Raw genomic sequence first — 24693 nt, forward strand, 5'->3', positions numbered from 1 at the left:
GGTCACGGGTGAGCGCGCAATGTATGTCTGGGGCCGCCTGCTGCGTGTTGCTCTGACTTTCAAGTCGCGCGGTGCCTACCGGCTCGGCGAGGAGAGCCGGCTCTCCTTCCGCTGCCTGCCGACCGATATCGATTCCAACATCCACCTGAACAATGCCCGCTACATGATGCTGGCCGATCTCGGCCGCATCGACATCTTCCTGCGCGCCGGCCTGCTTTCCTTGTCGCGCCGGCGGGGCTGGGCGCCGATGATGGGCGGCCTGCAATCGGTCTATGTGCGTGAGATCAGGCTGTGGAAACGCTTCGACCTGCTCTCCTCGATCCAGACCTGGGAGGATACCCAGGTCATCGGCCGCCATCGCTTCGTACTGGAGAACGGCGAGACGGCGGCCATCATCATGACCACCGCCGGTGTCTACGACTTCCGCAACCGCCGCTTTCAGCAGGTCGACGAGGTCGTCGAAGCACTTGGCGCGGACGTCGAGCCCCGCGCCCCGCATGGCGAGGAGAAGGCTTTCATGGCCTCTCACGACGGTCTCAGGAAGCTTGCCAAGTCGTTCCCGCCCGTCCGCGATTCAGCCAATCTTAACGGCGGCGGCGAATAGTCGGCCCGTTGCGCGCAACGCCCGTTTGCGCGCCTGGGGATGACGGGACGATTGCGATGGACGGCCAGACGGTAGCGGACATGATGCTCGCCTATCTTGGCCGGCTTGTGGATCATATTGCCTCGGCAGAAGTGCTCGGCTACGCGTTGCTGGCTTCCGCCTTGCTGGTCGCCGTCGATTTCGTGCGTCGCGGCTTCCGCATTGTGTGGCCGTGGCGCAAGATCGAAAGCGTTCTCGCCACTGCCGCGATCTACGGCGTCAACCTGCTGTTCGGCCCCTACGTCCTGCTGCTCGCGAAGCTGCTCGAGGACGCCTACAAGGCGACTGGCATCCCGCATGTCGATCCCTTCTTCTGGCAGGGCGTTCCGGCCTGGCTGCTGATCCCCTTCGCGGTCTTCATGTTCGACATCGCGAACTACTGGAGCCACCGCCTGATGCACATGAAATGGCTGTGGCCGATTCATGCGATTCATCATTCCGACCCGGAGGTGAACGGGCTCACTACCTATCGGGTCCATGTCTTCGAGCCGCTGGTCATGCTCACCGTCTATACGGTGCTGCTCGGCTGGCTCGGCCTGCCCGCCGGCGTGCTCGGCGGCGCGGCCGTCTTCCTCGGCCTGCTCAATTTCTATGTCCACGTGAACGTCGACTGGGGCCACGGCCCGTTCCGGCTGCTGCTGGCCTCGCCGCGTTTCCACCGCTGGCACCACGCCGACGTGCCGGAGGCCTACGGCAAGAACCTTGCCAACGTCTTTCCCTTCCTCGACGTCGCCTTCGGTACCTATTACGTGCCGGGTACCTGCCGGGCAGAGGTCGGCGCCGAGGGCGTGCCGAAAAACGACGTTGTGAGGCTGGTGCTGTTTCCGTTCGTCGAATGGGGCCGCATGGTCCGCGACGCGATCCGCGCCGGCCGCGCCGGGGAGGGAGCAAGCGAGACGTCCGACGTGCCTCCGTTGGAAGGCACGTCCTCCGCGCAATAGTCTTCGCCGCCGTCGGCGTCGCCCGCGCGAATGTGATCGCGGGCCGCTTTGCGCTGGCGCACACCCTCCCTAATGTGCGGGCTCATCGCATCGAAGCCGGAGCCGCATCGCCATGTCCACCATCGACTACTATTTCACCTCAGTTTCACCCTTCGTCTATCTGGGGCACAAGGCGATCTCGGAGGTAGCGCGCAAACACGGTGCGGCCATCCACTACAAGCCGGTGGGGCTTGCCGGGGTCTGGGAGGTCTCGGGCTCGGTGCCTCTGGGCCAGCGCTCGCCGACGCGCCAGCGCTACCGGCTGCTCGAATTGCAGCGCGCCGCCTTCCGCCGCCAGTTGCCGATCAATCTGCACCCGAAGTTCTTTCCTGCCGATCCAACGCTTGCCGACCATGTCGTGGTCGCACTTCTGAAAATGCAGGCCGATCCGGAGGGCTTCATGGCCCGCGTTTTCTCTGGTGTCTGGGCGAAGGAGGAGAATGTCGCCGACGCGGCTACCCTGGCCGGCTATCTCGAGGCGGAGGGCCAGGATGCGGCGAAGGTGCTGGCCGCCGCCGAAAGCGACGAGGTCGCCGAGACCCGGCGCAGGAACACCGCCGATGCTGTTGCCGCGGACGCCATCGGCGTGCCCGCCTATGTGCTCGGCGGCGAGGTGTTCTGGGGTCAGGACCGCATCGAAGATCTGGCCTTGGCGCTCGAAACGGGCCGCGCACCCTTCAAGCCCGAATAGTCGCCGGGCGTCTTTGCGCTGGACATGCGCGCGCTGCGGTCCTAGATAACGGGAAAAGGTATTTTTTCCTGTCCTGCGAGGAGTGCTCCATGCTCTCGCATGCGCGCGTATGGGCGGCGATCGACGCGCTCGCCGACCGCTATTCACTGTCCGCTTCGGGTCTGGCCAAGCGGGCCGGCCTCGATTCCACGGCCTTCAACAAGTCCAAGCGCCGGTCCGCCGACGGCCGTCCGCGCTGGCCCTCGACGGAATCGCTCGCCAAGATCATGGAGGCGACCGGCGCGACGCTCGAGGAGTTCATCGCGCTGGTGGCCGAAGAGCGGCCCAGAGCCGGCGGCGCCCTGCCGGCGCAGCGCTCCACCGTACCGCTGCTGGGCTTCGCGCAGGCCGGTGCCGGCGGTTTCTTCGATGACGCCGGCTTTCCCGCCGGACAAGGCTGGGAGATGGTGGAAATTCCGGCGGGCGCACGCGACGGCTCTTATGCCTTGAGCGTCCAGGGCGATTCAATGCTGCCGCTCTACCGGGACGGTGACGTCCTGATCGTCGAGCCGGGCGCGACCGTACGGCGCGGCGACCGCGTGGTGGTCAAAACCATTGGCGGCGAGGTGATGGCCAAAGTGCTGACGCGCCAGACCACCCGTTTCGTGGAACTCCAGTCGCTCAACCCGGAACACCCGGTGCGTTCGGTGCCGATGCAGGAGGTTGAGTGGATCGCCCGCATCGTCTGGGCCAGCCAGTAGGCCGCCGCGTGCCGGCCGCTTTCTGGATGCTGCTGTTGGCGACTGTCGCCGCGATCACCAGTCCCGCACCGGCTGCGGCCGATGGCTACGAGCGCATGCTTGTCGCGCAGTCGCGCGTGCGCACGGTCGCGCCCGATCTCGTCGCGCCGCCGAAAATCGATCCTGACTCGCTGGAACGCGCCGAGCCGCGCGCGCCGCTGGGCGAGCTTGGTCGGCCGCGGCCGCCCGGGCCTGCCGCCGGCGAGCAGGGGTGGCGCATGTTCCGGCCGGTCGCGAGCGCCGCCGGCCGTCTCGAGGGCGACGATGCGAGGATCGCGATCGCCGGGATCGACATTGTCGAGCCGTCGCAGACTTGCTCGGACGGGCAGGGCGGACAATGGCCGTGCGGCATGCGCGCCCGAACAGCATTCCGGGCGTTCCTGCGCGGGCGCGCAGTCGAATGCGACCTGCCGGAAGCAGAGCCCAGCGCCGGTGATGTCAGGCCGGCATCCTGCAGGCTCGGCGAGCGTGACCTCGGCGCCTGGCTTGTGGAGAACGGCTGGGCAATGGCCGCCAGCGGCGGCCCCTACGCCGAGGAGCAGGCGCGGGCGGTCGAGGCCCGCCGCGGCATCTTTGCCGGCAGGCCTCCGGCATTGCCTGAAGCCGCGCCGCCGGTCTCCTCTATCCTGGCACCTGAGGAAGCGGAGGCCTCAGACGGCGGCGGCTGAGGCCAGCGTCCGGTCGATGAGCGCCCTTGTCTGGTCGATTCCGTAAAGGGCGACGAAGGAGCCGAAGCGCGGTCCGCGCTCCTGACCGATCAGCACCTGGTAGATCATCTGGAAGAACGCACCCGAGACGCCGGGCCCGCCGCTTGGGCTCTTCTTGGTGTGGTCTTGATAGCGTTCGATGCCGCGCGCGACGTCCAGCAACGCGTTCTGGATGATTTCGCCGTCGGCGTCGTCCGGCAGTTCTCCGAGCTTCGCCGACATTGCCTCCAGCGCCGCCGTCTCGACCTCGTCGGGTGTGCGGAACTTTTTCGCCGGCTTCACGAAATCGTCGAAATAGCGGATCGCATAGCCGACAAGCCGGTCGAGTTCGGGATGGGTCTCGGGTGTCACGCCGGGGGCGTAGCCGGAGATATAACCCCACAGGACGCCCTTGTCGTGTGCATTGGATGCACTGACGAGGTTGAGCAGCATGGCGAACGGCACCGGCAGGTCGATCACCGGCGGCGCGCCGTTGTGGATGTGCCAGACCGGGTTGGACAAACGCGCCGGCCAGTCCTGGCGCTGATAGGCGGCGAGGAGTTGGTAATACTCGTCGACGGCGCGCGGAATGACGTCGAAATAGAGCCGCTTCGCCGTCCGCGGCTTCTGGAACATGTAGAGCGCCAGGCTCTCGGTCGGCGCGTAGGTCAGCCACTCGTCGATGGTCAGACCGTTGCCTTTCGACTTGGAGATCTTCTCGCCGTTTTCGTCGAGGAACAGTTCGTAGACGAAATGCTCCGGCGGACGACCGCCAAGAGCGGCGCAGATGCGGTCATAGACCGGCATGTTGGGGCCGTGGTCCTTGCCGAACATCTCGAAGTCGACACCAAGCGCGGCCCAGCGCGCGCCGAAATCGGGCTTCCACTGCAGTTTCACCTGGCCGCCGGTGACCGGCAACACCGTCTCGGTGCCATCCTCGTCATCGAAGGTGATCGTGCCGGCCTCCGCATCGACGTGCTTCATCGGCACGTAGAGCACCCTGCCGGTCTTCGGCGAGATGGGCAGGAACGGCGAATAGGTCGCCTTGCGCTCGTCGCCCAGCGTCGGCAGCATGATCGCCATGATCGCGTCGTAGCGCTCGGCGACCCGCCGCAGAATGGCGTCCATGCGGCCAGACCTGTAGTAGTCGGTCGCGCTCGCGAATTCGTAGTCGAATCCGAACGTGTCGAGGAACCGGCGTAGCATGGCGTTGTTGTGATGGCCGAAACTCTGATGATCGCCGCCAAAGGGATTGGGAACTACGGTCAGTGGCTTGTGCAGATGCGGTGCCAGCGCTTTCGCGTCGGGCACGTTGTCGGGGATCTTGCGCATCCCGTCCATGTCGTCGGAAAAACAAAGAAGCCGCGTCTTCACCGTCCCCGCGGTGAGTACGTGGAACGCATGGCGCACCATCGTCGTGCGCGCGACCTCGCCGAAAGTACCGATATGCGGAAGACCGGAGGGGCCGTAGCCGGTCTCGAAAAGCACGGTTTCGGGAAAGCCTGATTTCTCGTAGCGCGCTATGATCTTGCGGGCTTCCTCGAATGGCCAGGCCTTGCTGTCGCGGGCGGCGGTGAGGATGTCGGCGGAAAGGTCGGCTGCGTTTTCTGCGTTTCGCTGCATTTGGCTACTTTCGGGATCGCGGCACCCGTCTAGGCTTCGCTGCAAAAAGCGTCAATCGGCGGGCGCTTTTTTCCTTGCAGTGCGAAAGGCCGGTTTCTAACGTGCCGCCGGTTCGTCGCGAGGGGAGTCGCCCGTTGATCAAGCCCGAATCCGTTACGGAAGCACTTATTCACATCATGGTCGTGGTCTCCGCCGCGGACAGCAACATGACCGACCGCGAACTTGCCAAGATGGGCTCGGTAGTCCGCACGATGCCGGTTTTTGCGGATTTCGACCCCGACAGGCTCCTCGACGTCGCCAAGAAGAGCCAGGAGGTGCTGCAGCAGGAAGGCGCCCTCAACGCCATCCTCGCTTCGATCGTCGAGGCGGTGCCATCGCGGCTGCACGATACCGCCTATGCCATCGCTGTCGAGATCGCCGCTGCGGACCTGCATGTGCGGCCCGAGGAAATGCGCATCCTGCAATTGCTGCGCGCGCAACTCGGCATCGACACGCTAACGGCGGCGGCGATCGAACGCGCCGCCGTCGTCCGTCACCGGCACGCCTGATTGTGCTCACTATCTCTTGATGGGCCTTTGATTGGTATTATCCGCTGGATGATGCGACCTCGCCGAAGACGTTCGGGGCATTTGGAAAGGCGATGATCGAGGGTGCACTCCTGTCGGAAGCGATGGTGCGGCTGGCCGCCTTCGTCCTGATCTTCGGCACCATGGCGGCGTTCGAACTCTGGTCCCCGCGCCTCGAGCGCGCCGAGATGGCGGGAGCGCTCAAGGCGCGGCGCTGGTTTGCCAACCTGTCGATGGTGCTGCTTTCCTCGATCGTGCTGCGCATCCTGTTTCCCGCCGCGGCCGTCGGAACCGCCATCTGGGCGGAGGGCGAAGGCTGGGGCCTGCTCAGGTGGCTGGATTTGCCGATCCTGCTTTCGGGAATAATCGCGTTCTTCCTGCTCGACTTCGCGGTGTGGCTCGAGCACGTCGCAAGCCACAAGATTCCGCTACTTTGGCGCATCCATCGCATGCATCACGCCGACAATGGCTTCGACGTCACCACCGGGCTGCGCTTCCACCCGCTGGAGATCGTTCTTTCGATGGTGTGGAAAGCGGCGATTGTGGTCGCGCTCGGCGCTCCTGTCCTCGCCGTGTTGATCTTCGAGATCGTGCTCAACGGGACGTCGATGTTCAACCACTCCAACGTGAAGCTGCCGCTGGGCCTGGATCGCCTCCTGCGGACGGTGCTGGTTACCCCGGACATGCACCGCGTCCACCACTCCTCGATCAGGGTCGAGACCGATTCCAACTACGGTTTCAACTTTCCGTTCTGGGATAGGCTCTTCCGCACCTACAACGACCAACCACGGCTGGGACACCACGGCATGGAGATCGGTCTTGCGGACTATCGGGGCAGGGACACGGCCCGCCTTTTCTGGATGCTGGCGCTGCCGTTCCGCGCCCTCAAATCGCGCCGGTAGGGCTCAGAAGAAGCTGACCGGGAAATAGCGCAGGTAGAGTTCGGTGAAAGTCCCGTTGGCGTTGATTTCGCGCAGCGCATAATCGAACGCCGCCGCCAGTTCCGGCGTGTCGAGCGAGGTCGCGATCGCCATGCCGTTGCCGAGATAGGAAGGCAGCAGATAGGGGCCGCCGGCGAAACGGCAGCAGCCGTCGGAACCTGACCCGGCCAGCCAGAAGGACAGCCGCATGCCGTCGCCGAAGACCGCGTCGGTATTTCCCTCGCGCAGGTCTTCGTACATCCAGTCAGCGCGCGAATAGGTGACCGGCCTGAGACGCGGAAAGAGGTCGCGCAGGATGCGCTCGTGCGCGGAGCCGTCGAGCACGCCGATGCGCTTGTCGGCCAAAGCTTCATGCAGCGGCTCCGTCAGTCCGGCCTCCTTGCGGGCGATGAAGCGGGCGGGCAGGCGCAAATAGGGCCTGGAGAAGCCGTATTGCTGGCGCGACTGCGCGGTAACGGCGATGCCCGCGATAATTGCTTCGCCCTGTCCCGACGACAGCGCGCCGGGCAGTTCTTCCCAGGGCAACGCCTGGATCTGGCAGGCCTCGCTCAGTTCGAGCTCCGTGCAGATGGCCCGTGCCAGTTCGACATGGAAGCCACTGAGTCGCCCCTCCCGGTCCAGAAAGTTGAATGGCGGGAAATCGATTGTTGTCAGGAAACGCAGACGTTGCAACTCGCCGAGGTCGGGTTTCTGAAGCCGTTCACGCGTATCCCAGAAGTTGGGGATGACCGGCTCGGCGGCTGTCGCGGGGAGCAGAAACGCCAGAAATGCACACGTTGCAACCGCTATTCGATACATTCTACCGTTCCCCTGACCGCCAACCGCAGCGCTACCATATCGTGCCCGGATTTTCATACTCGGCGGCCTTGCTCGCGACAATCGCACTATCGATTTGCAACTCTGGGTTAATAGATCATAATTCTGCACACGCTATAGTGCCGTGAAAGCCGACGCGTCCCTTGGGGTCTCAAGATGGGGCAGTTCGACGACACTTTGCAGTTCATCGATGAACTGGATCGGGCGGAAACACCCGATACGGTTTGCCGCCTGCTGCTGGATCTGACGAGCAACTACGGGCTCACCGCCATCATGGCGGGAACTGTGCCGCGCCCCGGGACTCCGCGCGCGAAACAGAAAAGCCACGTCATGTTGTGTGACTGGCCGATGGACTGGCTGGAGCGCTACGTCCAGCGCAACTATGTCGACCTCGATCCGGTCGTGACCTACATCAAGCGCTCGCCCACGATGGTCAATTGGCGCAACGCCGCCATCGAGTTGCAGGCGGGCCAGACCGCACGTCGCGTCATGGGCGACGCGGGCGAGTTCAAGCTCAATGACGGCTTCGCCTTCCCGTTGGTCACGATCGAAGGCACCATCGTGATGGTCTCATTGGGCGGCGAGCGCGTCGACATCTCGCAGGAAGGTGTCGGCGTGGTTTCACTGGCCTCCACCTACGCGATCGGTCGCGCCATGCAGTTGCAGAGTGCGCAGGACATCTTCGACCAGCGGCCCGACCTGACGCCGCGCGAGACGGAGTGTCTCAAATGGGCCGCCGAGGGGAAGTCGGAATGGGAAATTTCCCAAATCCTCGGCATCTCCGAGCACACCTCGGAGAAACATCTGCTCAACGCCAAGCGCAAGCTGGGGGCTGCCAACAGGGTTCATGCCGTCGCGGAAGCGATCAGGCACGGCTACATATCGTGATTACGCGATCACGTAATATTCGGTAAGTGGTCGGGGCGTAGATTTTTTCCTTCCATCCAAAGGAGGGAAAAGATGATCTACGCCTTGACCACCGCTGAATTGGCCGAACGCCCCGATCTGCGGGACGCGGTCCACAGGCTCCGCCATACGATATTCGTCGAGGAGATGGGTTGGGAAGATCTGCGCAGCCCTGAGCAGTTCGAGACGGATCAGTTCGATCATGACGAAGCCGTTCATCACCTTTGCATGCGCAATGGCCGGCTTGCCGGCTACCAGCGCATGCTGCCAACCACACGACCACATCTCCTCACCGACGTTCTTGCGGACCTCTGCGAAGGTGAAGGCCCGCGCGGCCCGAACGTCTACGAACTGACACGCTACGCGGTCGCTCATGAGCATCGTGACGGCCGTCGCGGCGTTTCCACGGTCGGAAGCGAGTTGATCGCCGGCTTTGTCGAATGGGGCATGGAACGCGGCGTCGACCAGGTCATCATCGAGTTCGAGCCGATGTGGGTTCTGAGGGCGCTGCAGCTTAACTTCCTTGCCCGCCCGCTCGGTTACCAGCGTACCTACGGTCGCCAGCAGGTCGTTGCGACGCTTCTGACCTTCAACAACCAGACCCTGGAGGTTGTCCGCAATCGCCGCAACCACCACGCGCCCGTGCTGAGCCGCGGCATGCCTGAGGACGAAATCTTCCGGCAGGCATCCTGATCATGCCTGGGCAAGCGGCGCCACGCCGCACGGCTGTGAAAATGGGAGAATGACCATGGCCAACCATTCCACGATCGACTTCAGCAACCATACTCTGGCTCTTACCCTGTCCGATCAGGACGGCCGTCCCGTGCTCGACCACCGCGCCTATGCTCGGCTTGCGAGCGAACTCGAGGAGGCTGCCCGCGATGACGAGGTGCGCGTCGTCATCTTGCGCGGTCTTTCGGGGTGCTTCTGCCTCGGCGGCGACCTGTCGGAGTTCCTCGATTCAAGCCGGCACCAGTCGCTGATCGATGCCGTCACCGGCATGTTTCGCATGCTGGCGACCTTCCCGAAGCCGCTCCTCGCCTGCGTCGACGGCGACGCGGTCGGTGTCGGCTGCACGGTGTTGTTTCATTGTGACCTCGTTTTCGCCTCCGCCAAAAGCACCTTCCGGGTGCCTTTCGTCGACTTCGGGCTGGTGCCCGACGCGGCGACCAGCATCCTGGCTCCAGAGAAGCTTGGCTACGCGGGAGCGTTCCGCTTCTTCTGCCTTGGCGAGCAACTCGACGTCGAAGGTGCCGCACGTCTGGGCCTCGTCACCGACGTCGTGGAGACGGAAGAGCCGGAACTGGCTGCCCGCCGCGTAGCAAGGCGTCTTGCCAAGAAGCCGGCGCGGGCACTGGCGCAGACGCGGAGCCTGCTCAAGGGAGACAGCCGCCAGCTTTGCGAGCGCATCGATCGCGAAATCTCGTTGTTCCACGATGCGCTGAAAGACGAGGCGACCATTCGCCGCCTGGCACGGATCGCGCGCATGGCGGCCTGACGGCTCAGGGGGAGACCGGAGGGCGTTCCGGATCGGGGCAGCGATAGTTCCGGAATGCCCATCCCTCGGGGGAGGGGAGATGCAACAGGAAGTACATGGAGGCCGGCGCGAGCCGGTTGGCCGTATCGCTGGCGGCCACAAGCGGCCGGGTTTCTGGAAACGGCGTTTCGCTTGGCACGAAGGGGCCCGCCTGCTTGAGCGGCTCCGTCTTTTCAACGGCTGGGATGGCGCGCTTGAGCGGCTCGGGATCACCGATGACGTCGCTCTCAGGGTCGCCTCGCGCGCCCGTGAAAACGGAACCGGCTTTCATACGCAGCTTGTCACCGACAACGTCGTCCCTGAGATATCGCTCACTGGAGCGTTGGCTGCCGAACTCGGGGTCGGCTTCGCCTCGCGGGTCGACCCGCAAAGCCTGATCGTGCGTGACAGCGACCTTGGCACGCTGCTAAGCCGGCCCTTCTCGCATATGCCGGTGCGCTGTCACCTCCAGCACGATACCACGGCTCTCCTGGTAGCCTCGCGGGCTCTCGACCTGCCGGCCATGAAGTCGCGCCTCGAAGGTCGGCCCGGCTTGCGCCGCCGCTTTCTGCTGGCGCCGCCGCGTGTTCTGCGCGCGGCGCTGTTCGAGCGTGCGCGGACCCGGTTCCTCGACGAGGCCCGCCATGGGCTCTTTTCCCGGAAGCCGGAATATTCGGCAAGATTGGTGAGTACGTCCTGGCAGGGGGTCGTTTTCGGAATGATGCTGCTTGCGGCCCCGGTCGCCTACGCGCTTTCCCCGGTCGCGACGCTGACGGCTTTATTGGGCTTTGCCACCGCGGTGTTCCTGCTTTGCGTCGGCCTGCGGATCGCCGCGCTCGCAGGTGCGGCCCCCGCCCGTCCGATATCGGTCCCGACGCCGGACGCAGGTTCTCTTCCGGTCTACTCGATCCTGATTGCCCTGCGCGGGGAGGCAGCGATCGTCGACCAACTCATGGGCGCTCTGGGCAAGATCGTCTGGCCGCGCAGCAAGCTGGAGATCAAGTTCGTCTGCGAAGCCGACGACGAGGCGACGCTGGCCGCGATCGCCCGCCGCGGGCTTGAGCCGTGGATGGAGGTGATCGAGGTGCCCGCCTCGCAGCCGCGCACCAAGCCCAAGGCACTTTGCTACGCCTTGCCGGCCGTCAGCGGAGAGATTGTCGCGCTACTGGATGCCGAGGACCGGCCGCATCCGATGCAATTGTTGGAGGCGTGGAGCCGCTTTCGCGCCGATCCGAGGCTTGCCTGCGTCCAGGCTCCGCTGGTTATCGCCAATGCAGAGGCGGGAATGTTGCCTTTAATGTTTCGGCTGGAATACGCGCTGCATTTCAACGGCATTCTGCCCTGGCTGGCAAGGCGCGGGCTGTTCTTTCCGCTCGGCGGCACCTCGAACCATTTCCGCCGCAGGGCATTGATAGAGGTCGGCGCATGGGATCCTTACAACGTCACCGAGGATGCCGATCTCGGCGCCCGCTTCGCCCGCCATGGCTTTCGCTGCGGTACCATCGCCTGTCCGACCTTGGAGGACGCGCCGGACGCGGCCGGCGTCTGGCTGGGACAGCGCACGAGATGGTTCAAGGGCTGGATGCAGACCTGGTTCGTCCATATGCGCCGGCCCTTGCTGCTCATGCAGCAACTGGGCCCGGGCTCTTTCCTGACCGTCCAGATCATGCTGGCCGGCCTCGTCGCCTCCGCATTGGCGCATCCGGTTCTGCTGGCCAGCATAGGTGGCTTCCTCGCAAAATCCGCCGTGCATGGCCTTGCCTCGCATGAGCGGATCTTGCTGGGGATCGCGCTGGTCAACCTGCTTCTGGGCTACGGTTCCTTCCTGCTGCTTGGCTGGTGCTGCCTTCACCGTTCCGAAAAACGCGGCTTCTGGAAGAGCGTCCTGTTCACGCCGGCCTACTGGCTGATGATGTCGTTTGCCGCCCTGCGCGCAGGTTGGCATTTGTTCCGCCGGCCCCACCATTGGGAAAAGACGCCGCACAAGCCCAGCATCGGCCGCGTTCGTCCGCCTGTCACGGTGCGTGACCGCTTGCGCATGCCGGGTGCGCCCGACCCGCGTCGATCTACGTCCCGATGATGTCCGGTCCCGCCAGCACGATCTTGTCGTCCTTCTGCAGGACAAGATCGTCGTCGCGGCCATCGTAGGGTAGCGATGAAAGAATATGGCGAATGGCGGCAATGCGCGCCCTCCGCTTGTCGTTCGATTTCAGCACCACCCATGGCGCATGGGCCGTGTGGGTGCGCTTCATCATCGCGTCACGCTTGCTCGTATAGTCCTCCCAGCGGCTCATGCCCGCAATGTCGATGGGCGAAAATTTCCAGATCTTGAGTGGGTCGTGACGGCGGTCGTGAAAGCGTTTCAGTTGCGTTTCCTGGCCGATATTGAGCCAGAATTTGAAGAAATGGATGCCCTCGTTGACGATCATGCGCTCGAACTGAGGCGTTTCCGCAAGGAATTTCTCGGTTTCGGCCGGGGTGCAGAAGCCCATCACCGGCTCGACAACGGCCCGGTTGTACCAGGACCGGTCGAAGGTGACGAACTCGCCGCTTGCAGGGAAATGCGCGACATAACGCTGGTAATACCATTGGCCGCGTTCCCTCTCCGTCGGCTTCGGCAGGGCCACGTTGCGCGCAATGCGCGGGTTCATATATTGGCGCACGACGAAGATGGTGCCACCTTTGCCGGCGGCGTCGCGTCCTTCGAAGATCGACATGACGCGCTGGCCGGTCTCCTGCAGCCAGTATTGCAGTTTGACCAGTTCGACCTGGAGCGCCTCCAACGTCTTTTCGTAGTCCTTCTTGTTCATCCGGTCCGCATAGGGGTATCCGCCGGACGCCATGTCGTTGTCCTTCACCCAGTCGGGCAGTTCGGGATCGCCGATGTCGAAAACCCGGTTCTTGCCATCGATCGTGAGCGTAATCGGTTCGATGTTCAGTTCGGCATGCGCCAGTTCGGCCTTCGCCATGCTTGCACTCCAGTGTTGTCGAGCATCATGCTATTGAGTGGCCAATTCGGCGTCCAGAGCACGTTTCCCGATCCGGCGGAACGGCCGCAACGAGGCGGGGAATGAAGTCCGCATGAATGTCTTTGCCCCGCTGCTTGGCAGCGACCGGCCTTCAGCGGTCCGCTGGTTGCTGGTCGGGACCTTGGGTTTCCTCGCCCTGCTGACCCTTCTGGAAGTGTTGCCCTGGCAGGTCGCACTCGCGGTTGCCGCATTGGCGTTTGCGGCCGCCATAGTGTTCTCGACGGGCAGGTTCGCCACGAAGGCAAGAAAGGACACCGACCCTGTCTCAACGAACGGGTTCGCCGGTCTTTCGGTCGACCATCTTGCCGAGGCTCTTGCCGACCCCCTGATCATCATCGACGCCAACGGCGCGATCGTGCTTGCCAACGCGGCCGCGCGGGCGGCATTCGGCGACTTCCGACCCGGAACGCTGCTGCAATTGCGGTTCCGCACGCCCGAATTCCAGGCGTTTGTCGCACGTCTGCTGTCCGACGAGGCAGGGCCGCAAATGACGGAATATGCCGAACGCGTGCCGATAGAGCGCTGGTATCGTGTCGTCGGCCGGCCGGCCGGCGACGGCAGCGGGCTCTCCGTCCTCGTCTTCAAGGACCAGAGCGAGGTTCGCCGCATCGACCGCATGCGCTCCGATTTCATTGCCAACGCCAGTCATGAACTGCGAACGCCGCTGGCTTCGATAGCCGGGTTCATCGAGACGTTACGCGGCCCTGCCCGCGGCGATGCCAAGGCGCGCGAGCACTTCCTGCAGATCATGCACGAACAGACCGGCCGCATGGCGCGCCTGATCGACGATCTTCTGTCCCTTTCGCGGCTCGAGATGAAGACCTATGCCAATCCATCAGACAGTATCGATCTGACCAATCTCGTGCGCGGGGTCATCGACGCGTTGCGTCACCTTGCGGAGGAGGTCGGCGTCGAGATCGTCAGGGAAGGTGCCGACGGCCCGGTACCTGTCCTCGGGCAGCGCGACGAACTGATTCAGGTCTTCGAAAATCTTCTCGAAAACGCCTGCAAATACGGGCAGACCGGCGGTCGCGTCGTGGTGACCGTGGACGCGGGTGACGGCGTCGCGGACGGACCCAGCGTCACGGTTCGCGACTTCGGCCCCGGGATCTCCGAAGAGCACATTCCTCGCCTGACCGAGCGTTTTTACCGGGTCGACGTCGAAACCAGCCGCGCGCAGAAGGGAACCGGCCTCGGCCTCGCGATCGTCAAGCACATCCTCACCCGCCACAATGCGCGACTGACGATCCGTTCCGAACTCAACGAAGGAGCGTCCTTTACCGTCCACTTCGCGCCGCGATAGTCTTGGCACTGCTTTCTTTTTTCGGTCACGAGGGTCGCGTATAACCACCTGAGCAGAACATCGGAAACGCGCCATCATGCCGACGCAGCATATAGTCAACGCCTATGACGCGGAGCTCAAGTTCCTTGCCAACCGGATTGCGTCGATGGGAGGGCATGCCGAACGCATGGTCGATCAGGCGGTGCAGGCTTTGGTGAATTACGATACGGACCTTGCCCGCAGGGTGATCGCCGACGACCTCGTGCTCGATGAGAGCCAGCGTGAGATTGACGACAAGGCCGTCATCATCATCGCCCGAAGGCAGCCTATGGCCGACGATCTGCGCGAGATCATCGGCGCTATCCGGATTTCTTCCGATCTCGAACGTGTCGGCGATCTGGGCAAGAACATTGCGAAGCGCGTCATCTCGATCACCGATCACCCGCAGCCGATCCAGCTCTTTCGCGGGCTGGAGGCGCTGGCGCAGTTGGCCCTGACCCAGCTCAAGGAAGTGCTCGACGCCTTCGCGACGCGGTCGGTCGCCCGCATTAGCTTTGTCCGCGATCGCGACGATGACATCGACGCGATGTACACGTCGCTGTTTCGCGAATTGCTGACCTACATGATGGAAGACCCGCGCAATATCGCCGCATGTACCCACCTGCTGTTTTGCGCAAAGAACATTGAGCGCATCGGCGATCATGCGACCAACATCGCCGAAACCGTCTACCACATCGTTACCGGTGAGCAGATGGCGGCTGAGCGACCCAAGGAAGACAAGAGCCACAAGGTCGTGCTGGCGGCCAAGTAGTGCCGCCGCCCCGCCGCGCTTGTTGCGGCGGCGCGGAGCCGCCAATGGTCAGCGTTGCCGCCGCCGTTCCGAGGCCGGCTGAAAGGCAAGGCGGGCGTGATAGGTGCAGTACGGGCCGCTTTCCATCGCCTCGTTGCCGCAGAAGTGGAAATCTTCGTGCAGCGGGTCGCCGTTCGGCCATTTGCACGTGTGTTCGTTGAGTTCGACAAGCGAAAGGCGACGCGAGATCGGCACCACCACGTCCTCGATCGGCCGTACGCGTTCGACCGGCTGAGCCTGGAATGCCGTGCTGAGGGCGTTTGCTCCCACAGTTTGCGGTATCGCACGCGACGAGCCGGTCCGGCTCGTCGACTTGCTTCCGGCCGGCCGCGGCGGCTTTTTCGCGCGGCTTTGGGTGTTGGTCGCGCGGCCGCGGCTCGAAAGCTTCAGCCTGTGGACCTTGCCGATCACCGCGTTGCGGCTCACGCCGCCGAGTTGGGCCGCGATCTGGCTGGCGCTGAGACCTTCGGCCCAGAGCTTCTTCAGCAGTTCGACCCTTTCGTCTGTCCAGTTCATCCGCATCTGCTCCTGGTACGTCGCGCGGAGGAATCAGAATCCTTATCCGGCCCGGCCACCGCCAGGAGGACACCAGATATACTCGGGTGAGATTGTCCGCCGCACGAAATGTAGTCGTTTCTTGATCCGAAACTACAATAGGTGCCGACTCTGTGACAAGAGTCGGGCTGGTACGCCGATTCCGATTTTCCGGTTTTCCCCAACTTGCCTGCTCCGATGACGCGACCATCACCACAAGGCGCGCAACGCCTCGTGACGGGAGCTTTCCGTTGACTTCCGCGGCAAAAAAACCAATATGCTGCGCGCGAGGCCGCCCCGAGGGCGGCTTTTTGATTTGGTGGCCGGGACCCGCTGTTGCAAGGTTGTCCGGCCGTTTCTGGAAACCGGATCGGAGCAGGAGAAGATGAGCGGTTCGGCGCTTTACGAGACCTTTGCGCGGGCGCAGCTCGCGTTCGACCATGGCGAAGGTGCATGGCTGGTCACGGCGTCGGGCGAGCGATATCTCGACTTTGCCGCCGGTATCGCCGTCAACTCGCTTGGGCACAGCCACCCGCACCTCGTTGCTGCGCTGACCGAGCAGGCCGGCAAGCTGTGGCATGTCTCCAACCTTTACGAAATCCCCGGCCAGCGCCGCCTGGGCGAGAGGCTTGTGACCAACAGCTTTGCCGACAAGGTCTTCTTCACCAATTCCGGTGCCGAGGCACTGGAATGCGCGATCAAGACCGCGCGCCGCTACCACCATGTCAACGGCCGGCCGGAGCGGCACCGCATCGTCACGATCGAGGGTGCCTTCCATGGGCGCACGCTCGCGACCATCGCCGCCGGCGGGCAGAAGAAATATCTCGAAGGTTTCGGCCCCGTGGTCGAAGGCTTCGATCAAGTGCCCTTTGGCGACGAGAATGCGCTGAAAGCAGCGATCACGGACGAAACGGCGGCGATCCTGGTGGAGCCGGTACAGGGCGAGGGTGGCATCCGCACCGTGCCGACCGAGCTTCTGAAGACGATGCGGCGGCTTTGCGACGACAACGGACTGCTTTTGATCCTCGATGAGGTCCAGTGCGGTGTCGGCCGCACCGGCAAGCTTTTTGCCTACGAGTGGGCCGGCATCGAACCCGACATCATGGCGATCGCCAAGGGCATCGGAGGCGGTTTCCCGCTGGGCGCTTGCCTGGCAACAGACGAGGCTGCCACGGGCATGACCGCCGGCGTGCATGGCACCACCTTCGGCGGCAATCCGCTTGCCATGGCCGTCGGCAACGCCGTGCTCGACGTGGTTCTCGAACCCGGCTTCCTGGACGAGGTGCAGCGCAAGTCTCTGCTGATGAAGCAGGGTCTCGCGGCAATCGTGGATGAGTTCCCTGATGTCATCGAGGCCGTGCGCGGAACCGGCCTTATCCTAGGCCTCAAATGCAAGCTGCCCAACACCGCGGTCAATCTGGCGTTCCGCGAGCAGAACCTGTTGACGGTGCCCGGTGGCGACAATGTCGTGCGCCTGCTGCCGCCTCTGACCGCCACCGACGACGATATTCGCCAGGCCATCGATCGCATACGCTCTGCCGCGGCGGTACTTGCGGACGCCAAGGCCGATGCTTGAGATGAACCGCGGATTGCAAGCGGGCGCTGGCCCGCGGCATTTCTCCGACCTGTCGACGGTGTCGCGCGCGTCGCTGCGCCGCATCATCGAGGACGCCAAGCAACGCAAGGCGGCGCTGAGGGCGGGAAGTGGCGAAAAGCCGCTCGACGGCAAGGTCATGGCGATGATTTTCGACAAGCCGTCGACGCGCACCCGCGTCTCGTTCGACGTCGGCATGCGCCAGCTTGGCGGCGAGACGATCATGCTGACCGGCACGGAAATGCAGCTTGGCCGCAGCGAGACGATCGCCGACACCGCCAAGGTTCTGTCGCGCTACGTCGACATCATCATGATCCGCACGACCTCGCACGAGCGGCTGCTGGAGATGTCGGAGAACGCCACGGTGCCGGTCATCAACGGACTGACCGACGAGACACACCCCTGCCAGATCATGGCCGACATCCTGACCTTCGAGGAGCACCGCGGGCCGGTCAAGGGGCGTCTCTTCGCCTGGACAGGGGACGGCAACAATGTGCTTCATTCCCTCGTAGAGGCGGCGGCCCGGTTCGAGTTCGCGCTCAACATCGCGGTCCCGGAGGGCTCGGAGCCCGACGCCCGCTATGTCGACTGGGCGAGATCGCAGGGTGCGAGCGTCACCTATTGCAAGACGGCGGAAGAGGCCGTGCGCGAGGCGGACTGTGTCGTGACCGACACCTGGGTGTCGATGGGCCAGGAGCACCGTGCCCGTGGACACAACGTCTTCGTGCCCTATCAGGTCAACGAACGGCTGATGCAGAAAGCGAAACCCGACGCGCTGTTCATGCATTGCCTGCCGGCCCATCGCGGCGAAGAAGTGACTGATGGCGTCATCGACGGGCCGCACTCGGTTGTTTTCGACGAGGCTGAAAACCGCCTGCATGCGCAAAAGGCGGTGCTTGCCTGGTGCCTTCTGGGAGAAGGTCCGAGTGAGTGAGCAGCCGCGGCTAGGCAATTTCGGTCACGCCGGCGACGACGTAATCGTGCCGTTCCATGTCGGCGCGCTGGATGTGCGCGGCCGCGCCGTCCAGTTGGGCGTGATGCTCGACGACATTCTCGGCCGCCATGCCTATCCCGAACCGGTCGCCCGCCTTCTGGCCGAGAGCATCGTGCTGACTGCGCTGCTCGGCAGCTCGATCAAGTTCGAGGGCAAGCTGACCCTGCAAACGCAGTCCGACGGGCCGGTCGACATGCTGGTTGCTGACTTCGCCACGCCGGGGTCCATGCGCGCCTATGCCCGTTACGATGAGGAGAGGCTTGCCGCGGCGCAGGCCGAGGGCCGTACCGCGCCGGAGGACCTGCTGGGCACCGGGGTCATGGCGATGACCATCGACCAGGGAGCGCACATGCATCGTTACCAGGGTATCGTGCAGCTTGACGGCGCCTCGCTGGAAGATGTGGCGCGCACCTATTTCCGCCAGTCGGAACAGATCCCGACCGATGTGCGGCTCTCGGTCGCCCGCCAGTTGATGCCGGGCGAGGAGCGCGGGCGCTGGCGCGCCGGCGGCGTGCTGGCGCAGTTCCTGCCGGAGTCCCTCGAACGCATGCGGCTTCCCGATTTGCCCGGGGGCGATGGCGAGGCCATGGATGCAGGTTCGGAAGTCGAGGTCGACGACGCCTGGACAGAACTGATGGCGCTTTTTGCGACCATCGAGGCCGACGAACTGCTCGACCCGACGATCGGCGCCGAGCGGCTGCTCTACCGTCTCTTCCACGAGCACGGTGTCGTGGTGTTTCCGGGCCAGAAGGTCGCGGACGACTGCACGTGCTCGCGCGAGAAGATCAGTGCCATCCTGGAAAGCTTTTCCGACGAGGAGATTGCCGAAAGCGTCGAAGCCGGGGCGATCAAGGTCAATTGCGAGTTTTGCTCCAAGGAATATCTCTTCGATCCGGCCGATTTCACCGCGGGCGACAAGGGCTGAACCCGTTCAGTTGAGTGTCCGGCCGGCATCCGGCAGGTCGAGCGAGAAGGCCGGGATATCGATCTCAAACAGATCGCCCGCCGCGTCGCGCATGGTGTAGTGCCCGACCATGATGCCCGATGGCGTGGTGAGCGGACAGCCCGAGGTGTACTGGAAGCTGTCTCCGGGATTGAGCTCCGGCTGTTCGCCGACGACGCCCATGCCGCGCACCTCCTCCACCTTGCCGTCGCCGTCGGTGATGTGCCAGTAGCGCGAGAGCAGTTGGACGAACGCGTCCGAATTGTTGGCGATCGTCACCCGGTAGGCCCAGACATAGCGCGATTGTGACGGGTCCGAACGGTCGTCGAGATAGAAAGGCTCTACGCTCACCTCTATGTTCCGCGTCACGGCCCGATACATGTCCGAGGCTCCTGGGTGCACATGATGCGATTGTTCGCCGAGCAGGCCTGGCTGGTCAACCTTTGTCCCGGCAACGGTTTTCCGGTCAAGGCTGGGTGGCTTCGCGCGGGCAATGGGTTGGTGCACTGCCGGTACTGCGATGCTTGACGGGTGGGCGCGGCGACGCCTCGACCCGGTTCTCGACAGGCTGGCGGCGGGCCTTGCCAGCAGGGGCGTCAGCGCCAATGCCGTCACCTATGCCGCCTGCGTGGTCGGCCTTGCCTCGGCGGTGGCGATTACCTTTGGAAATGAATGGCTTGGCCTGCTCCTGATCCTGCTCAGCCGGCTCGGCGACGGGCTCGACGGCGCCGTCGCCCGACTCAGTGGCAAGACCGACTATGGCGGCTTCCTCGACATTGTGCTCGACTTCGTCTTCTACGGCGCCGTGCCGCTCGGCTTCGCGCTGGCCGATCCAGAGGCCAATGCCGTCGCGGCTGCGGTGCTGATTTTCGCCTTCTACGTGAACGGCGCCAGCTTTCTCGCCTTCGCGATCATGGCCGAAAAGCGCGGCCTCTCCAGCGAATCCCGGGGTGAAAAGTCGCTGTTTTTTTCGACGGGATTGGCGGAAGCCACGGAAACCATCGCGGTTTTCGCGGGTTTCTGCCTGTTCCCGGACTGGTTCCCGGTGATCGCCTATGCCTTCGCTGCGGTCACCGCCTACACCACCGTCTCACGTATCGTGCTCGCAGCGAAAAGCTTCTGAGACTCAGGCAGCCCTGGCGAGCGCGCGGTCAATGTCGTCGATCAAATCGTCGGCGTCCTCCAGCCCGACCGAAAGCCGAACCGTGCCCGGATTGATGCCGAGCTCGAGCCGCGCCTCCTCGGAAAGGTTCTTGTGGGTGGTCGTCGCTGGGTGAGTGACCAGGCTCTTGGCGTCGCCGAGATTGTTGGAGATGCGGATGATGTCGAGCGCGTTCTCGAACGAGAACGCTGCCGGCTTGCCGCCCTTGACCTCGAAGCAGATCAGCGTCGAACCGCCCTTCATCTGGCGCGCGATGATGTCGGCCTGAGGGTGGTCGTTGCGACCCGGATAGATCACCCGGGCAATCGAGGAATGGCAGGCGAGGTGGCCGGCGACGCGCGCGGCCGTCTCGGTCTGCTGGCGCACGCGCAAGGGCAAGGTCTCCAGACCCTTGAGCAGGGTCCAGGCGTTGAACGGCGATAGGCTCGGGCCGGTGTGGCGGAAGAAGTCGTGCAGCTTCTCGTCGATCCACTTCTTGTCGGAAAGCACGATGCCGCCGAGGCAGCGGCCCTGGCCGTCTATATGCTTGGTCGCCGAATAGACGACGATGTGGGCGCCGAGTTCCAGCGGCTTCTGCTGCAGCGGCGTGGCGAACACATTGTCGACCACGAGCTTGGCGCCGCACTCATTGGCGATCGCGGCGACCGCCGCGATGTCGATCACTTCGAGCGTCGGATTGGTCGGGCTCTCCAGGAAGAACAGCCTAGTGTTCGGCCGCACCGCCTGCTTCCAGGCCTCGATGTCGGTGCCGTCGACGAGCGTGGTCTCGATGCCGTATTTCGGCATCAGCGTCTCGACTACCCAGCGGCAGGAGCCGAACAACGCGCGCGCAGCCACCACATGGTCGCCCGCCTTTGCCGAGCAAAGCAGCGCTGCGGAAACGGCGGCCATGCCCGATGCGGTCGCGCGCGCGTCCTCCGCGCCCTCCAGTTCGCACATGCGCTTTTCGAACATGTCGACGGTCGGGTTGGCATAACGCGAATAGATGAAACCCGGAGCCTCGCCCTTGAAACGGGCTTCGGCCGCCTCGGCGCTGTCGTAGACAAAACCCTGGGTGAGATACATCGCCTCTGACGTCTCACCGAAGGCCGACCTCAGCGTGCCGCCGTGAACCAGTGCCGTTGCCGGCTTCCAGTTGCGCTTCGTTTCGGTTGTCATCGCCTTGCCTCGAACACAAAAAAACCGGCCGCGGAAGTCGCATGCCGGTCTTGCGTTCGGCCCTTTAGCGACTTGTTTAACGTGGCTGCAAGCCGACCGGCCAAATCACCACGGGATAAAGGTCCAATAGCCCCGAAGCGGCCTTGCGTCAATCTTTGGCTCGGCTAAACGTCGGACCCGTTGAGGAGCGGCGACCCTTGCGCAAGACGGGCATCCTACCGGATCGAGAGATTTCCGCGCTGTTCGAGGCCGGCGCGCTGACGACGCCGCGGCCGCTCGACGATGGCCAGATCCAGCCCGCGAGCCTCGATTTGCGCCTCGGCGAAACCGCCTATCGTGTGCGCGCCAGCTTCCTGCCCGGGCCCGAACACAAGGTCGCCGACAAGCTTGCCCGCCTGAAGCTGCACGAGGTCGACCTGACCGACGGCGCGGTGCTGGAGACCGGCTGCGTCTACATCGTGCCGTTGCTGGAACGGCTCGATCTGCCCGCGGGCGTGGCGGCCGCCGCCAATCCCAAGAGTTCGACCGGACGGCTCGACATCTTCACCCGCGTTATGGCCGACCATTGCGCCGAGTTCGACAAGATCCCGGAGGCGTATGCGGGCCCGCTCTATCTGGAGGTGAGCCCGCGCACCTTCCCGATCGTCGCGCGCACCGGCTCCCGCCTCTCACAGATCCGCTTCCGGCGTGGCAAGGCTGCGCTCGACGGCGAGGCACTGCTCGATCTCCATCGGACAGAGACGCTGGTCGCGTCGGAGCAGCCCAACGTCAATGGCGGCGGCATCGCGCTGTCGATCGACCTCAAGGGCGCGGCCGGGGCAGGCGGGCTCGTCGGCTACCGAGCCAAGCACCACACCGCGCTGATCGATGTCGACAAGCGCGACGCGCTCAACGTCGTCGATTATTGGGAGCCGCTTTTCATCCGCGACCAGCCGGAACTGATCCTCGATCCCGACGAGTTCTATATTCTCGTCTCGCGCGAGGCCGTGCATGTGCCGCCCGACTATGCCGCCGAAATGACGCCGTTCGACCCGCTGGTCGGTGAGTTCCGCGTGCATTATGCCGGCTTCTTCGATCCCGGCTTCGGCCATTCAGGCGCCGGCGGCACCGGCAGCCGCGCCGTTCTGGAGGTCAGGAGCCATGAGGTTCCTTTCATCCTAGAACACGGGCAGATCGTCGGCAGGCTGGTCTACGAGCACATGCTGTCGCGCCCGAAGGCGCTTTATGGCGCCGATCTCGGCTCCAACTACCAGGCCCAGGGCCTGAAGCTCTCCAAGCATTTCCGCTAGCAACGATGGTGGCGCGAGCGCTGTGCCAGCTAGTTGACGAACAGCGCGTCCTTCGCGGCACCAAGACAGGAATAAAAACCACCGGCGAACAAGGCTTCGCGAACGGTGCGGTCGGACCTTCCCCAGATCGCCTGTTTGGAGACAGAATCGAGCGGTGCTTTGGTGCTCGCAAGGAGCGGGGGGAGTTGGGCACGCGTGCAGGCGATCACGTGTGCGCGGGCGGAGTCGATCCCGCATGGCCGGGCCTGGCTACCAAGCGCGTTCGCCCGCAACGTACGGACTTCTCGGTCAGCCTGCGTTCTTAGAAACGCGACCTGATTTTTCGTGAAACCAGCCGTCCTCAGATAGGCAGCAAGCTTACCTGCGGCGGCTTTGTAGCTGTCGGCGCTGCACTGCGCCGGACGGGAGGCACCGGCCATCAGTCCCAGCGCAAGGCCGGCAGCAGCCATCTTAAGCAAGGTCACTCGCATCATCTGATCTTCCCGATCTGTCGTGTTCGTATACCCCGGTAGGGCATCTGTCATGGTGATACCGGTCAGTCCGGCAAGAGTTCCAGCAGCAGCCGGATCTGGTTGCCGCCCATCACCCTGGCGATATCGGGTTCCGCCATGCCTTCGGCGAGCAGCGCCTCGGTGAGCAGGCCGGTTCCGCTGGCGTCGAAAGGCACCCCGACCGCGCCGTCGAAATCCGAGCCGAGCCCGACATGCTCTGCCCCGATCAGGTCGGCGACGTAGCGCTGCGCCCGCGCGATGGCCGCCGCATCGTTGCCGCAGATGGCGGTTTGCCAGAAGCCGACGCCGACCAGGCCACCATTGGCCGCGATGGCGCGCAACTGGTCGTCGCTCAGGTTGCGGTTGTTGTCGCAGGTTCCCCTGACCCCGGTATGCGAGACCACCACCGGGCGCTTCGCCATCACCAGCACATCGTCGATCTGGGGCACCGAACCGTGCGAAATGTCGACGATCATGCCGACCGCCTCCATGCGTCGGATCATCTCGCGTCCGGCCTCCGTCAGCCCGCCCTTCTCGATGCCGTGCGCGGAGCCGGCCATGGCATTGTCGAAGAAATGCGTCGGCGACATCATCCGGTAGCCGGCCTCGAACATGACATCGACATTGGCCGGATCGCCTTCAAGCACCTGCGCGCCCTCGATGCCGAGCACGCCGGCGACGATTCCCGGTTCGCTGCGCCGGCGTTCCAGGAACGCGGCGAGGTCGGCTTTCGATTTCACGATGACGAAGCGGCCGTCTGAACGGGCCGCCATGTCGTGCAGCCTTTCGGCCTGGTAGAGCGCGCGCTCCTTGAGGCTGAACCAGGTGCGCAGCGGCCAGCGCTGGCCGACGGCGAGCCAGAAGACGTTGTCGGTGGTGTCGTCGTTGCGCTCGATGTTGAGCCCTTGCGGCGTCTTCGACACCAGGGTGAACATCTGCACCGCGACATTGCCTTCGATCAGGCGCGGAATGTCGACATGGCCACGGTCGCCCTTCTCGACCAGGTCGCGGCCCCAGAGCAGGGAATCGGCGTGGAGGTCGGCAACCGTCAGTGTCTCGTGGAGTCGGCGCGCCTCGTCGCTGACTTCGTAGGGTGGGGAGGCGCCCACAGGGTTCATCGAGCGCTCGACCATCTGCGGCGCGACGAAGAAGAAGATGCCGAGCCCCGCCACCACAAGCAGGACGAGGATGACGAGCGCCGCGCGGATGAACCTGCTCAT

General features: G+C 64.2%; 26 protein-coding genes and 1 riboswitch. Of the genes, 18 read left to right on the forward strand and 8 right to left on the reverse strand.

Features of this window, described 5'->3' with window-relative positions:
- The first annotated feature begins 19 nt into the window (after window positions 1–19).
- From FQ775_RS00260 to FQ775_RS00280, 5 genes are all read left to right on the forward strand, one after another.
- A complete protein-coding gene (locus tag FQ775_RS00260; protein WP_146298927.1) occupies window positions 20–604 on the forward strand; it encodes a thioesterase family protein in 585 nt (194 codons plus the stop codon).
- A gap of 56 nt (window positions 605–660) precedes the next feature.
- Entirely contained in the window at window positions 661–1584 is a 924-nt protein-coding gene (locus FQ775_RS00265) for a sterol desaturase family protein (protein WP_146298928.1), read from the forward strand.
- 112 nt (window positions 1585–1696) lie between these two features.
- Complete coding sequence (locus FQ775_RS00270; protein ID WP_146298929.1) at window positions 1697–2314, forward strand: 2-hydroxychromene-2-carboxylate isomerase; 618 nt, start codon at window positions 1697–1699, stop codon at window positions 2312–2314.
- 89 nt (window positions 2315–2403) lie between these two features.
- Window positions 2404–3054, forward strand: coding sequence for a S24 family peptidase (locus FQ775_RS00275; protein ID WP_146298930.1), 651 nt, complete (start codon window positions 2404–2406; stop codon window positions 3052–3054).
- Window positions 3021–3761 (forward strand): thermonuclease family protein, encoded by a 741-nt coding sequence (locus FQ775_RS00280; protein WP_206064810.1) that lies wholly within the window; start codon window positions 3021–3023, stop codon window positions 3759–3761. Before FQ775_RS00275 ends, FQ775_RS00280 begins: the two co-directional genes overlap by 34 nt.
- Here FQ775_RS00280 and FQ775_RS00285 read toward each other — a convergent pair.
- Window positions 3744–5402, reverse strand: a complete 1659-nt coding sequence (locus tag FQ775_RS00285; protein WP_146298931.1) for a lysine--tRNA ligase — start codon at window positions 5400–5402, stop codon at window positions 3744–3746. The two genes, FQ775_RS00280 and FQ775_RS00285, sit on opposite strands and share 18 nt — an antisense overlap.
- 134 nt (window positions 5403–5536) lie before the next feature.
- On the opposite strand from FQ775_RS00285, the gene FQ775_RS00290 reads away from it, so the two are divergent.
- Both FQ775_RS00290 and FQ775_RS00295 read left to right on the forward strand, forming a co-directional pair.
- On the forward strand, window positions 5537–5950 hold the full coding sequence (locus FQ775_RS00290) for a tellurite resistance TerB family protein (protein ID WP_146298932.1): 414 nt from the start codon (window positions 5537–5539) through the stop codon (window positions 5948–5950).
- Between the two features lie 92 nt (window positions 5951–6042).
- Window positions 6043–6870, forward strand: a complete 828-nt coding sequence (locus FQ775_RS00295) for a sterol desaturase family protein (protein ID WP_146298933.1) — start codon at window positions 6043–6045, stop codon at window positions 6868–6870.
- Between the two features lie 3 nt (window positions 6871–6873).
- Here FQ775_RS00295 and FQ775_RS00300 read toward each other — a convergent pair whose 3' ends face one another.
- A complete protein-coding gene (locus FQ775_RS00300; RefSeq protein WP_146298934.1) occupies window positions 6874–7707 on the reverse strand; it encodes an ABC transporter substrate-binding protein in 834 nt (277 codons plus the stop codon).
- A 174-nt stretch (window positions 7708–7881) separates the two neighbouring features.
- Here FQ775_RS00300 and FQ775_RS00305 point away from each other — a divergent pair, with 174 nt between their 5' ends.
- From FQ775_RS00305 to FQ775_RS00320, 4 genes are all read left to right on the forward strand, one after another.
- The gene (locus FQ775_RS00305) at window positions 7882–8613 is read left to right on the forward strand and encodes a helix-turn-helix transcriptional regulator (RefSeq protein WP_146298935.1); all 732 of its coding nucleotides are present in this window, start codon (window positions 7882–7884) and stop codon (window positions 8611–8613) included.
- Window positions 8614–8685: 72 nt separating this feature from the next.
- Window positions 8686–9324 carry an acyl-homoserine-lactone synthase gene (locus FQ775_RS00310; RefSeq protein ID WP_146298936.1) on the forward strand — a complete coding sequence of 213 codons (639 nt, stop codon included), beginning with the start codon at window positions 8686–8688 and terminating at the stop codon, window positions 9322–9324.
- A gap of 49 nt (window positions 9325–9373) precedes the next feature.
- Entirely contained in the window at window positions 9374–10129 is a 756-nt protein-coding gene (locus FQ775_RS00315; protein ID WP_432420035.1) for an enoyl-CoA hydratase-related protein, read from the forward strand.
- Window positions 10130–10208: 79 nt separating this feature from the next.
- Window positions 10209–12227, forward strand: a complete 2019-nt coding sequence (locus FQ775_RS00320) for a glycosyltransferase family 2 protein (RefSeq protein ID WP_146298938.1) — start codon at window positions 10209–10211, stop codon at window positions 12225–12227.
- Here the strand turns inward: FQ775_RS00320 and ppk2 are convergent.
- A complete protein-coding gene (gene ppk2 / locus FQ775_RS00325) occupies window positions 12214–13116 on the reverse strand; it encodes a polyphosphate kinase 2 (protein ID WP_146298939.1) in 903 nt (300 codons plus the stop codon). The genes FQ775_RS00320 and ppk2 overlap by 14 nt on opposite strands.
- A 112-nt stretch (window positions 13117–13228) precedes the next feature.
- Between ppk2 and FQ775_RS00330 the strand changes: the two genes are divergently transcribed.
- Window positions 13229–14479 (forward strand): ATP-binding protein, encoded by a 1251-nt coding sequence (locus FQ775_RS00330; protein WP_146298940.1) that lies wholly within the window; start codon window positions 13229–13231, stop codon window positions 14477–14479.
- Window positions 14480–14555: 76 nt separating this feature from the next.
- Window positions 14556–15269 carry a phosphate signaling complex protein PhoU gene (phoU, locus tag FQ775_RS00335; RefSeq protein ID WP_146298941.1) on the forward strand — a complete coding sequence of 238 codons (714 nt, stop codon included), beginning with the start codon at window positions 14556–14558 and terminating at the stop codon, window positions 15267–15269.
- A gap of 48 nt (window positions 15270–15317) precedes the next feature.
- Here phoU and FQ775_RS00340 read toward each other — a convergent pair whose 3' ends face one another.
- On the reverse strand, window positions 15318–15824 hold the full coding sequence (locus FQ775_RS00340) for a GcrA family cell cycle regulator (RefSeq protein WP_146298942.1): 507 nt from the start codon (window positions 15822–15824) through the stop codon (window positions 15318–15320).
- A gap of 403 nt (window positions 15825–16227) precedes the next feature.
- On the opposite strand from FQ775_RS00340, the gene FQ775_RS00345 reads away from it, so the two are divergent.
- Genes FQ775_RS00345 through FQ775_RS00355 form a run of 3 tightly spaced genes read left to right on the forward strand, consistent with a single transcriptional unit; the run spans window position 16228 to window position 19355 of the window.
- Window positions 16228–17418: an aspartate aminotransferase family protein gene (locus FQ775_RS00345; protein ID WP_146298943.1), complete on the forward strand. Its 1191-nt coding sequence runs from the start codon at window positions 16228–16230 to the stop codon at window positions 17416–17418.
- On the forward strand, window positions 17411–18370 hold the full coding sequence (gene argF, locus FQ775_RS00350; protein ID WP_246730230.1) for an ornithine carbamoyltransferase: 960 nt from the start codon (window positions 17411–17413) through the stop codon (window positions 18368–18370). The genes FQ775_RS00345 and argF overlap by 8 nt, the downstream gene beginning before the upstream one ends.
- Window positions 18315–19355 carry an Hsp33 family molecular chaperone gene (locus FQ775_RS00355; RefSeq protein ID WP_246730231.1) on the forward strand — a complete coding sequence of 347 codons (1041 nt, stop codon included), beginning with the start codon at window positions 18315–18317 and terminating at the stop codon, window positions 19353–19355. Before argF ends, FQ775_RS00355 begins: the two co-directional genes overlap by 56 nt.
- Window positions 19356–19361: 6 nt before the next feature.
- On the opposite strand, the gene apaG is transcribed toward FQ775_RS00355, so the two are convergent.
- The gene (gene apaG, locus FQ775_RS00360) at window positions 19362–19754 is read right to left on the reverse strand and encodes a Co2+/Mg2+ efflux protein ApaG (RefSeq protein WP_146298945.1); all 393 of its coding nucleotides are present in this window, start codon (window positions 19752–19754) and stop codon (window positions 19362–19364) included.
- A 139-nt stretch (window positions 19755–19893) separates the two neighbouring features.
- Here apaG and FQ775_RS00365 point away from each other — a divergent pair, with 139 nt between their 5' ends.
- Window positions 19894–20496, forward strand: coding sequence for a CDP-alcohol phosphatidyltransferase family protein (locus tag FQ775_RS00365; protein WP_146298946.1), 603 nt, complete (start codon window positions 19894–19896; stop codon window positions 20494–20496).
- 3 nt (window positions 20497–20499) lie between these two features.
- Here the strand turns inward: FQ775_RS00365 and FQ775_RS00370 are convergent, their stop codons facing one another.
- Window positions 20500–21693: an O-succinylhomoserine sulfhydrylase gene (locus FQ775_RS00370; RefSeq protein WP_146298947.1), complete on the reverse strand. Its 1194-nt coding sequence runs from the start codon at window positions 21691–21693 to the stop codon at window positions 20500–20502.
- Between the two features lie 44 nt (window positions 21694–21737).
- Window positions 21738–21815, reverse strand: a riboswitch (SAM riboswitch).
- 75 nt (window positions 21816–21890) lie between these two features.
- Here FQ775_RS00370 and FQ775_RS00375 point away from each other — a divergent pair.
- Window positions 21891–22982 (forward strand): 2'-deoxycytidine 5'-triphosphate deaminase, encoded by a 1092-nt coding sequence (locus tag FQ775_RS00375; RefSeq protein ID WP_146298948.1) that lies wholly within the window; start codon window positions 21891–21893, stop codon window positions 22980–22982.
- A gap of 29 nt (window positions 22983–23011) precedes the next feature.
- Here the strand turns inward: FQ775_RS00375 and FQ775_RS00380 are convergent, their stop codons facing one another.
- Together FQ775_RS00380 and FQ775_RS00385 are read right to left on the reverse strand one after the other, a co-directional pair.
- On the reverse strand, window positions 23012–23455 hold the full coding sequence (locus tag FQ775_RS00380) for a hypothetical protein (RefSeq protein WP_146298949.1): 444 nt from the start codon (window positions 23453–23455) through the stop codon (window positions 23012–23014).
- A 62-nt stretch (window positions 23456–23517) separates the two neighbouring features.
- Complete coding sequence (locus tag FQ775_RS00385) at window positions 23518–24693, reverse strand: dipeptidase (protein WP_146298950.1); 1176 nt, start codon at window positions 24691–24693, stop codon at window positions 23518–23520.

Source organism: Nitratireductor mangrovi, from assembly GCF_007922615.2.
Lineage (GTDB): Bacteria > Pseudomonadota > Alphaproteobacteria > Rhizobiales > Rhizobiaceae > Mangrovimarina > Mangrovimarina mangrovi.

Excerpts from the sequence above, each read along its gene's own strand:
- FQ775_RS00260 (WP_146298927.1), top strand. The coding sequence starts at position 20 with ATGTATGTCTGGGGCCGCCTGCTGCGTGTTGCTCTGACTTTCAAGTCG.
- FQ775_RS00265 (WP_146298928.1), top strand. The coding sequence starts at position 661 with ATGGACGGCCAGACGGTAGCGGACATGATGCTCGCCTATCTTGGCCGG.
- FQ775_RS00270 (WP_146298929.1), top strand. The coding sequence starts at position 1,697 with ATGTCCACCATCGACTACTATTTCACCTCAGTTTCACCCTTCGTCTAT.
- FQ775_RS00275 (WP_146298930.1), top strand. The coding sequence starts at position 2,404 with ATGCTCTCGCATGCGCGCGTATGGGCGGCGATCGACGCGCTCGCCGAC.
- FQ775_RS00285 (WP_146298931.1), bottom strand. The coding sequence starts at position 5,402 with ATGCAGCGAAACGCAGAAAACGCAGCCGACCTTTCCGCCGACATCCTC.
- FQ775_RS00295 (WP_146298933.1), top strand. The coding sequence starts at position 6,043 with ATGATCGAGGGTGCACTCCTGTCGGAAGCGATGGTGCGGCTGGCCGCC.
- FQ775_RS00300 (WP_146298934.1), bottom strand. The coding sequence starts at position 7,707 with ATGTATCGAATAGCGGTTGCAACGTGTGCATTTCTGGCGTTTCTGCTC.
- FQ775_RS00305 (WP_146298935.1), top strand. The coding sequence starts at position 7,882 with ATGGGGCAGTTCGACGACACTTTGCAGTTCATCGATGAACTGGATCGG.
- FQ775_RS00310 (WP_146298936.1), top strand. The coding sequence starts at position 8,686 with ATGATCTACGCCTTGACCACCGCTGAATTGGCCGAACGCCCCGATCTG.
- FQ775_RS00315 (WP_432420035.1), top strand. The coding sequence starts at position 9,374 with ATGACCATGGCCAACCATTCCACGATCGACTTCAGCAACCATACTCTG.
- FQ775_RS00320 (WP_146298938.1), top strand. The coding sequence starts at position 10,209 with ATGCAACAGGAAGTACATGGAGGCCGGCGCGAGCCGGTTGGCCGTATC.
- ppk2 (WP_146298939.1), bottom strand. The coding sequence starts at position 13,116 with ATGGCGAAGGCCGAACTGGCGCATGCCGAACTGAACATCGAACCGATT.
- FQ775_RS00330 (WP_146298940.1), top strand. The coding sequence starts at position 13,229 with ATGAATGTCTTTGCCCCGCTGCTTGGCAGCGACCGGCCTTCAGCGGTC.
- phoU (WP_146298941.1), top strand. The coding sequence starts at position 14,556 with ATGCCGACGCAGCATATAGTCAACGCCTATGACGCGGAGCTCAAGTTC.
- FQ775_RS00340 (WP_146298942.1), bottom strand. The coding sequence starts at position 15,824 with ATGAACTGGACAGACGAAAGGGTCGAACTGCTGAAGAAGCTCTGGGCC.
- FQ775_RS00345 (WP_146298943.1), top strand. The coding sequence starts at position 16,228 with ATGAGCGGTTCGGCGCTTTACGAGACCTTTGCGCGGGCGCAGCTCGCG.
- argF (WP_246730230.1), top strand. The coding sequence starts at position 17,411 with ATGCTTGAGATGAACCGCGGATTGCAAGCGGGCGCTGGCCCGCGGCAT.
- FQ775_RS00355 (WP_246730231.1), top strand. The coding sequence starts at position 18,315 with ATGCGCAAAAGGCGGTGCTTGCCTGGTGCCTTCTGGGAGAAGGTCCGA.
- apaG (WP_146298945.1), bottom strand. The coding sequence starts at position 19,754 with ATGTATCGGGCCGTGACGCGGAACATAGAGGTGAGCGTAGAGCCTTTC.
- FQ775_RS00365 (WP_146298946.1), top strand. The coding sequence starts at position 19,894 with ATGCTTGACGGGTGGGCGCGGCGACGCCTCGACCCGGTTCTCGACAGG.
- FQ775_RS00370 (WP_146298947.1), bottom strand. The coding sequence starts at position 21,693 with ATGACAACCGAAACGAAGCGCAACTGGAAGCCGGCAACGGCACTGGTT.
- FQ775_RS00380 (WP_146298949.1), bottom strand. The coding sequence starts at position 23,455 with ATGATGCGAGTGACCTTGCTTAAGATGGCTGCTGCCGGCCTTGCGCTG.
- FQ775_RS00385 (WP_146298950.1), bottom strand. The coding sequence starts at position 24,693 with ATGAGCAGGTTCATCCGCGCGGCGCTCGTCATCCTCGTCCTGCTTGTG.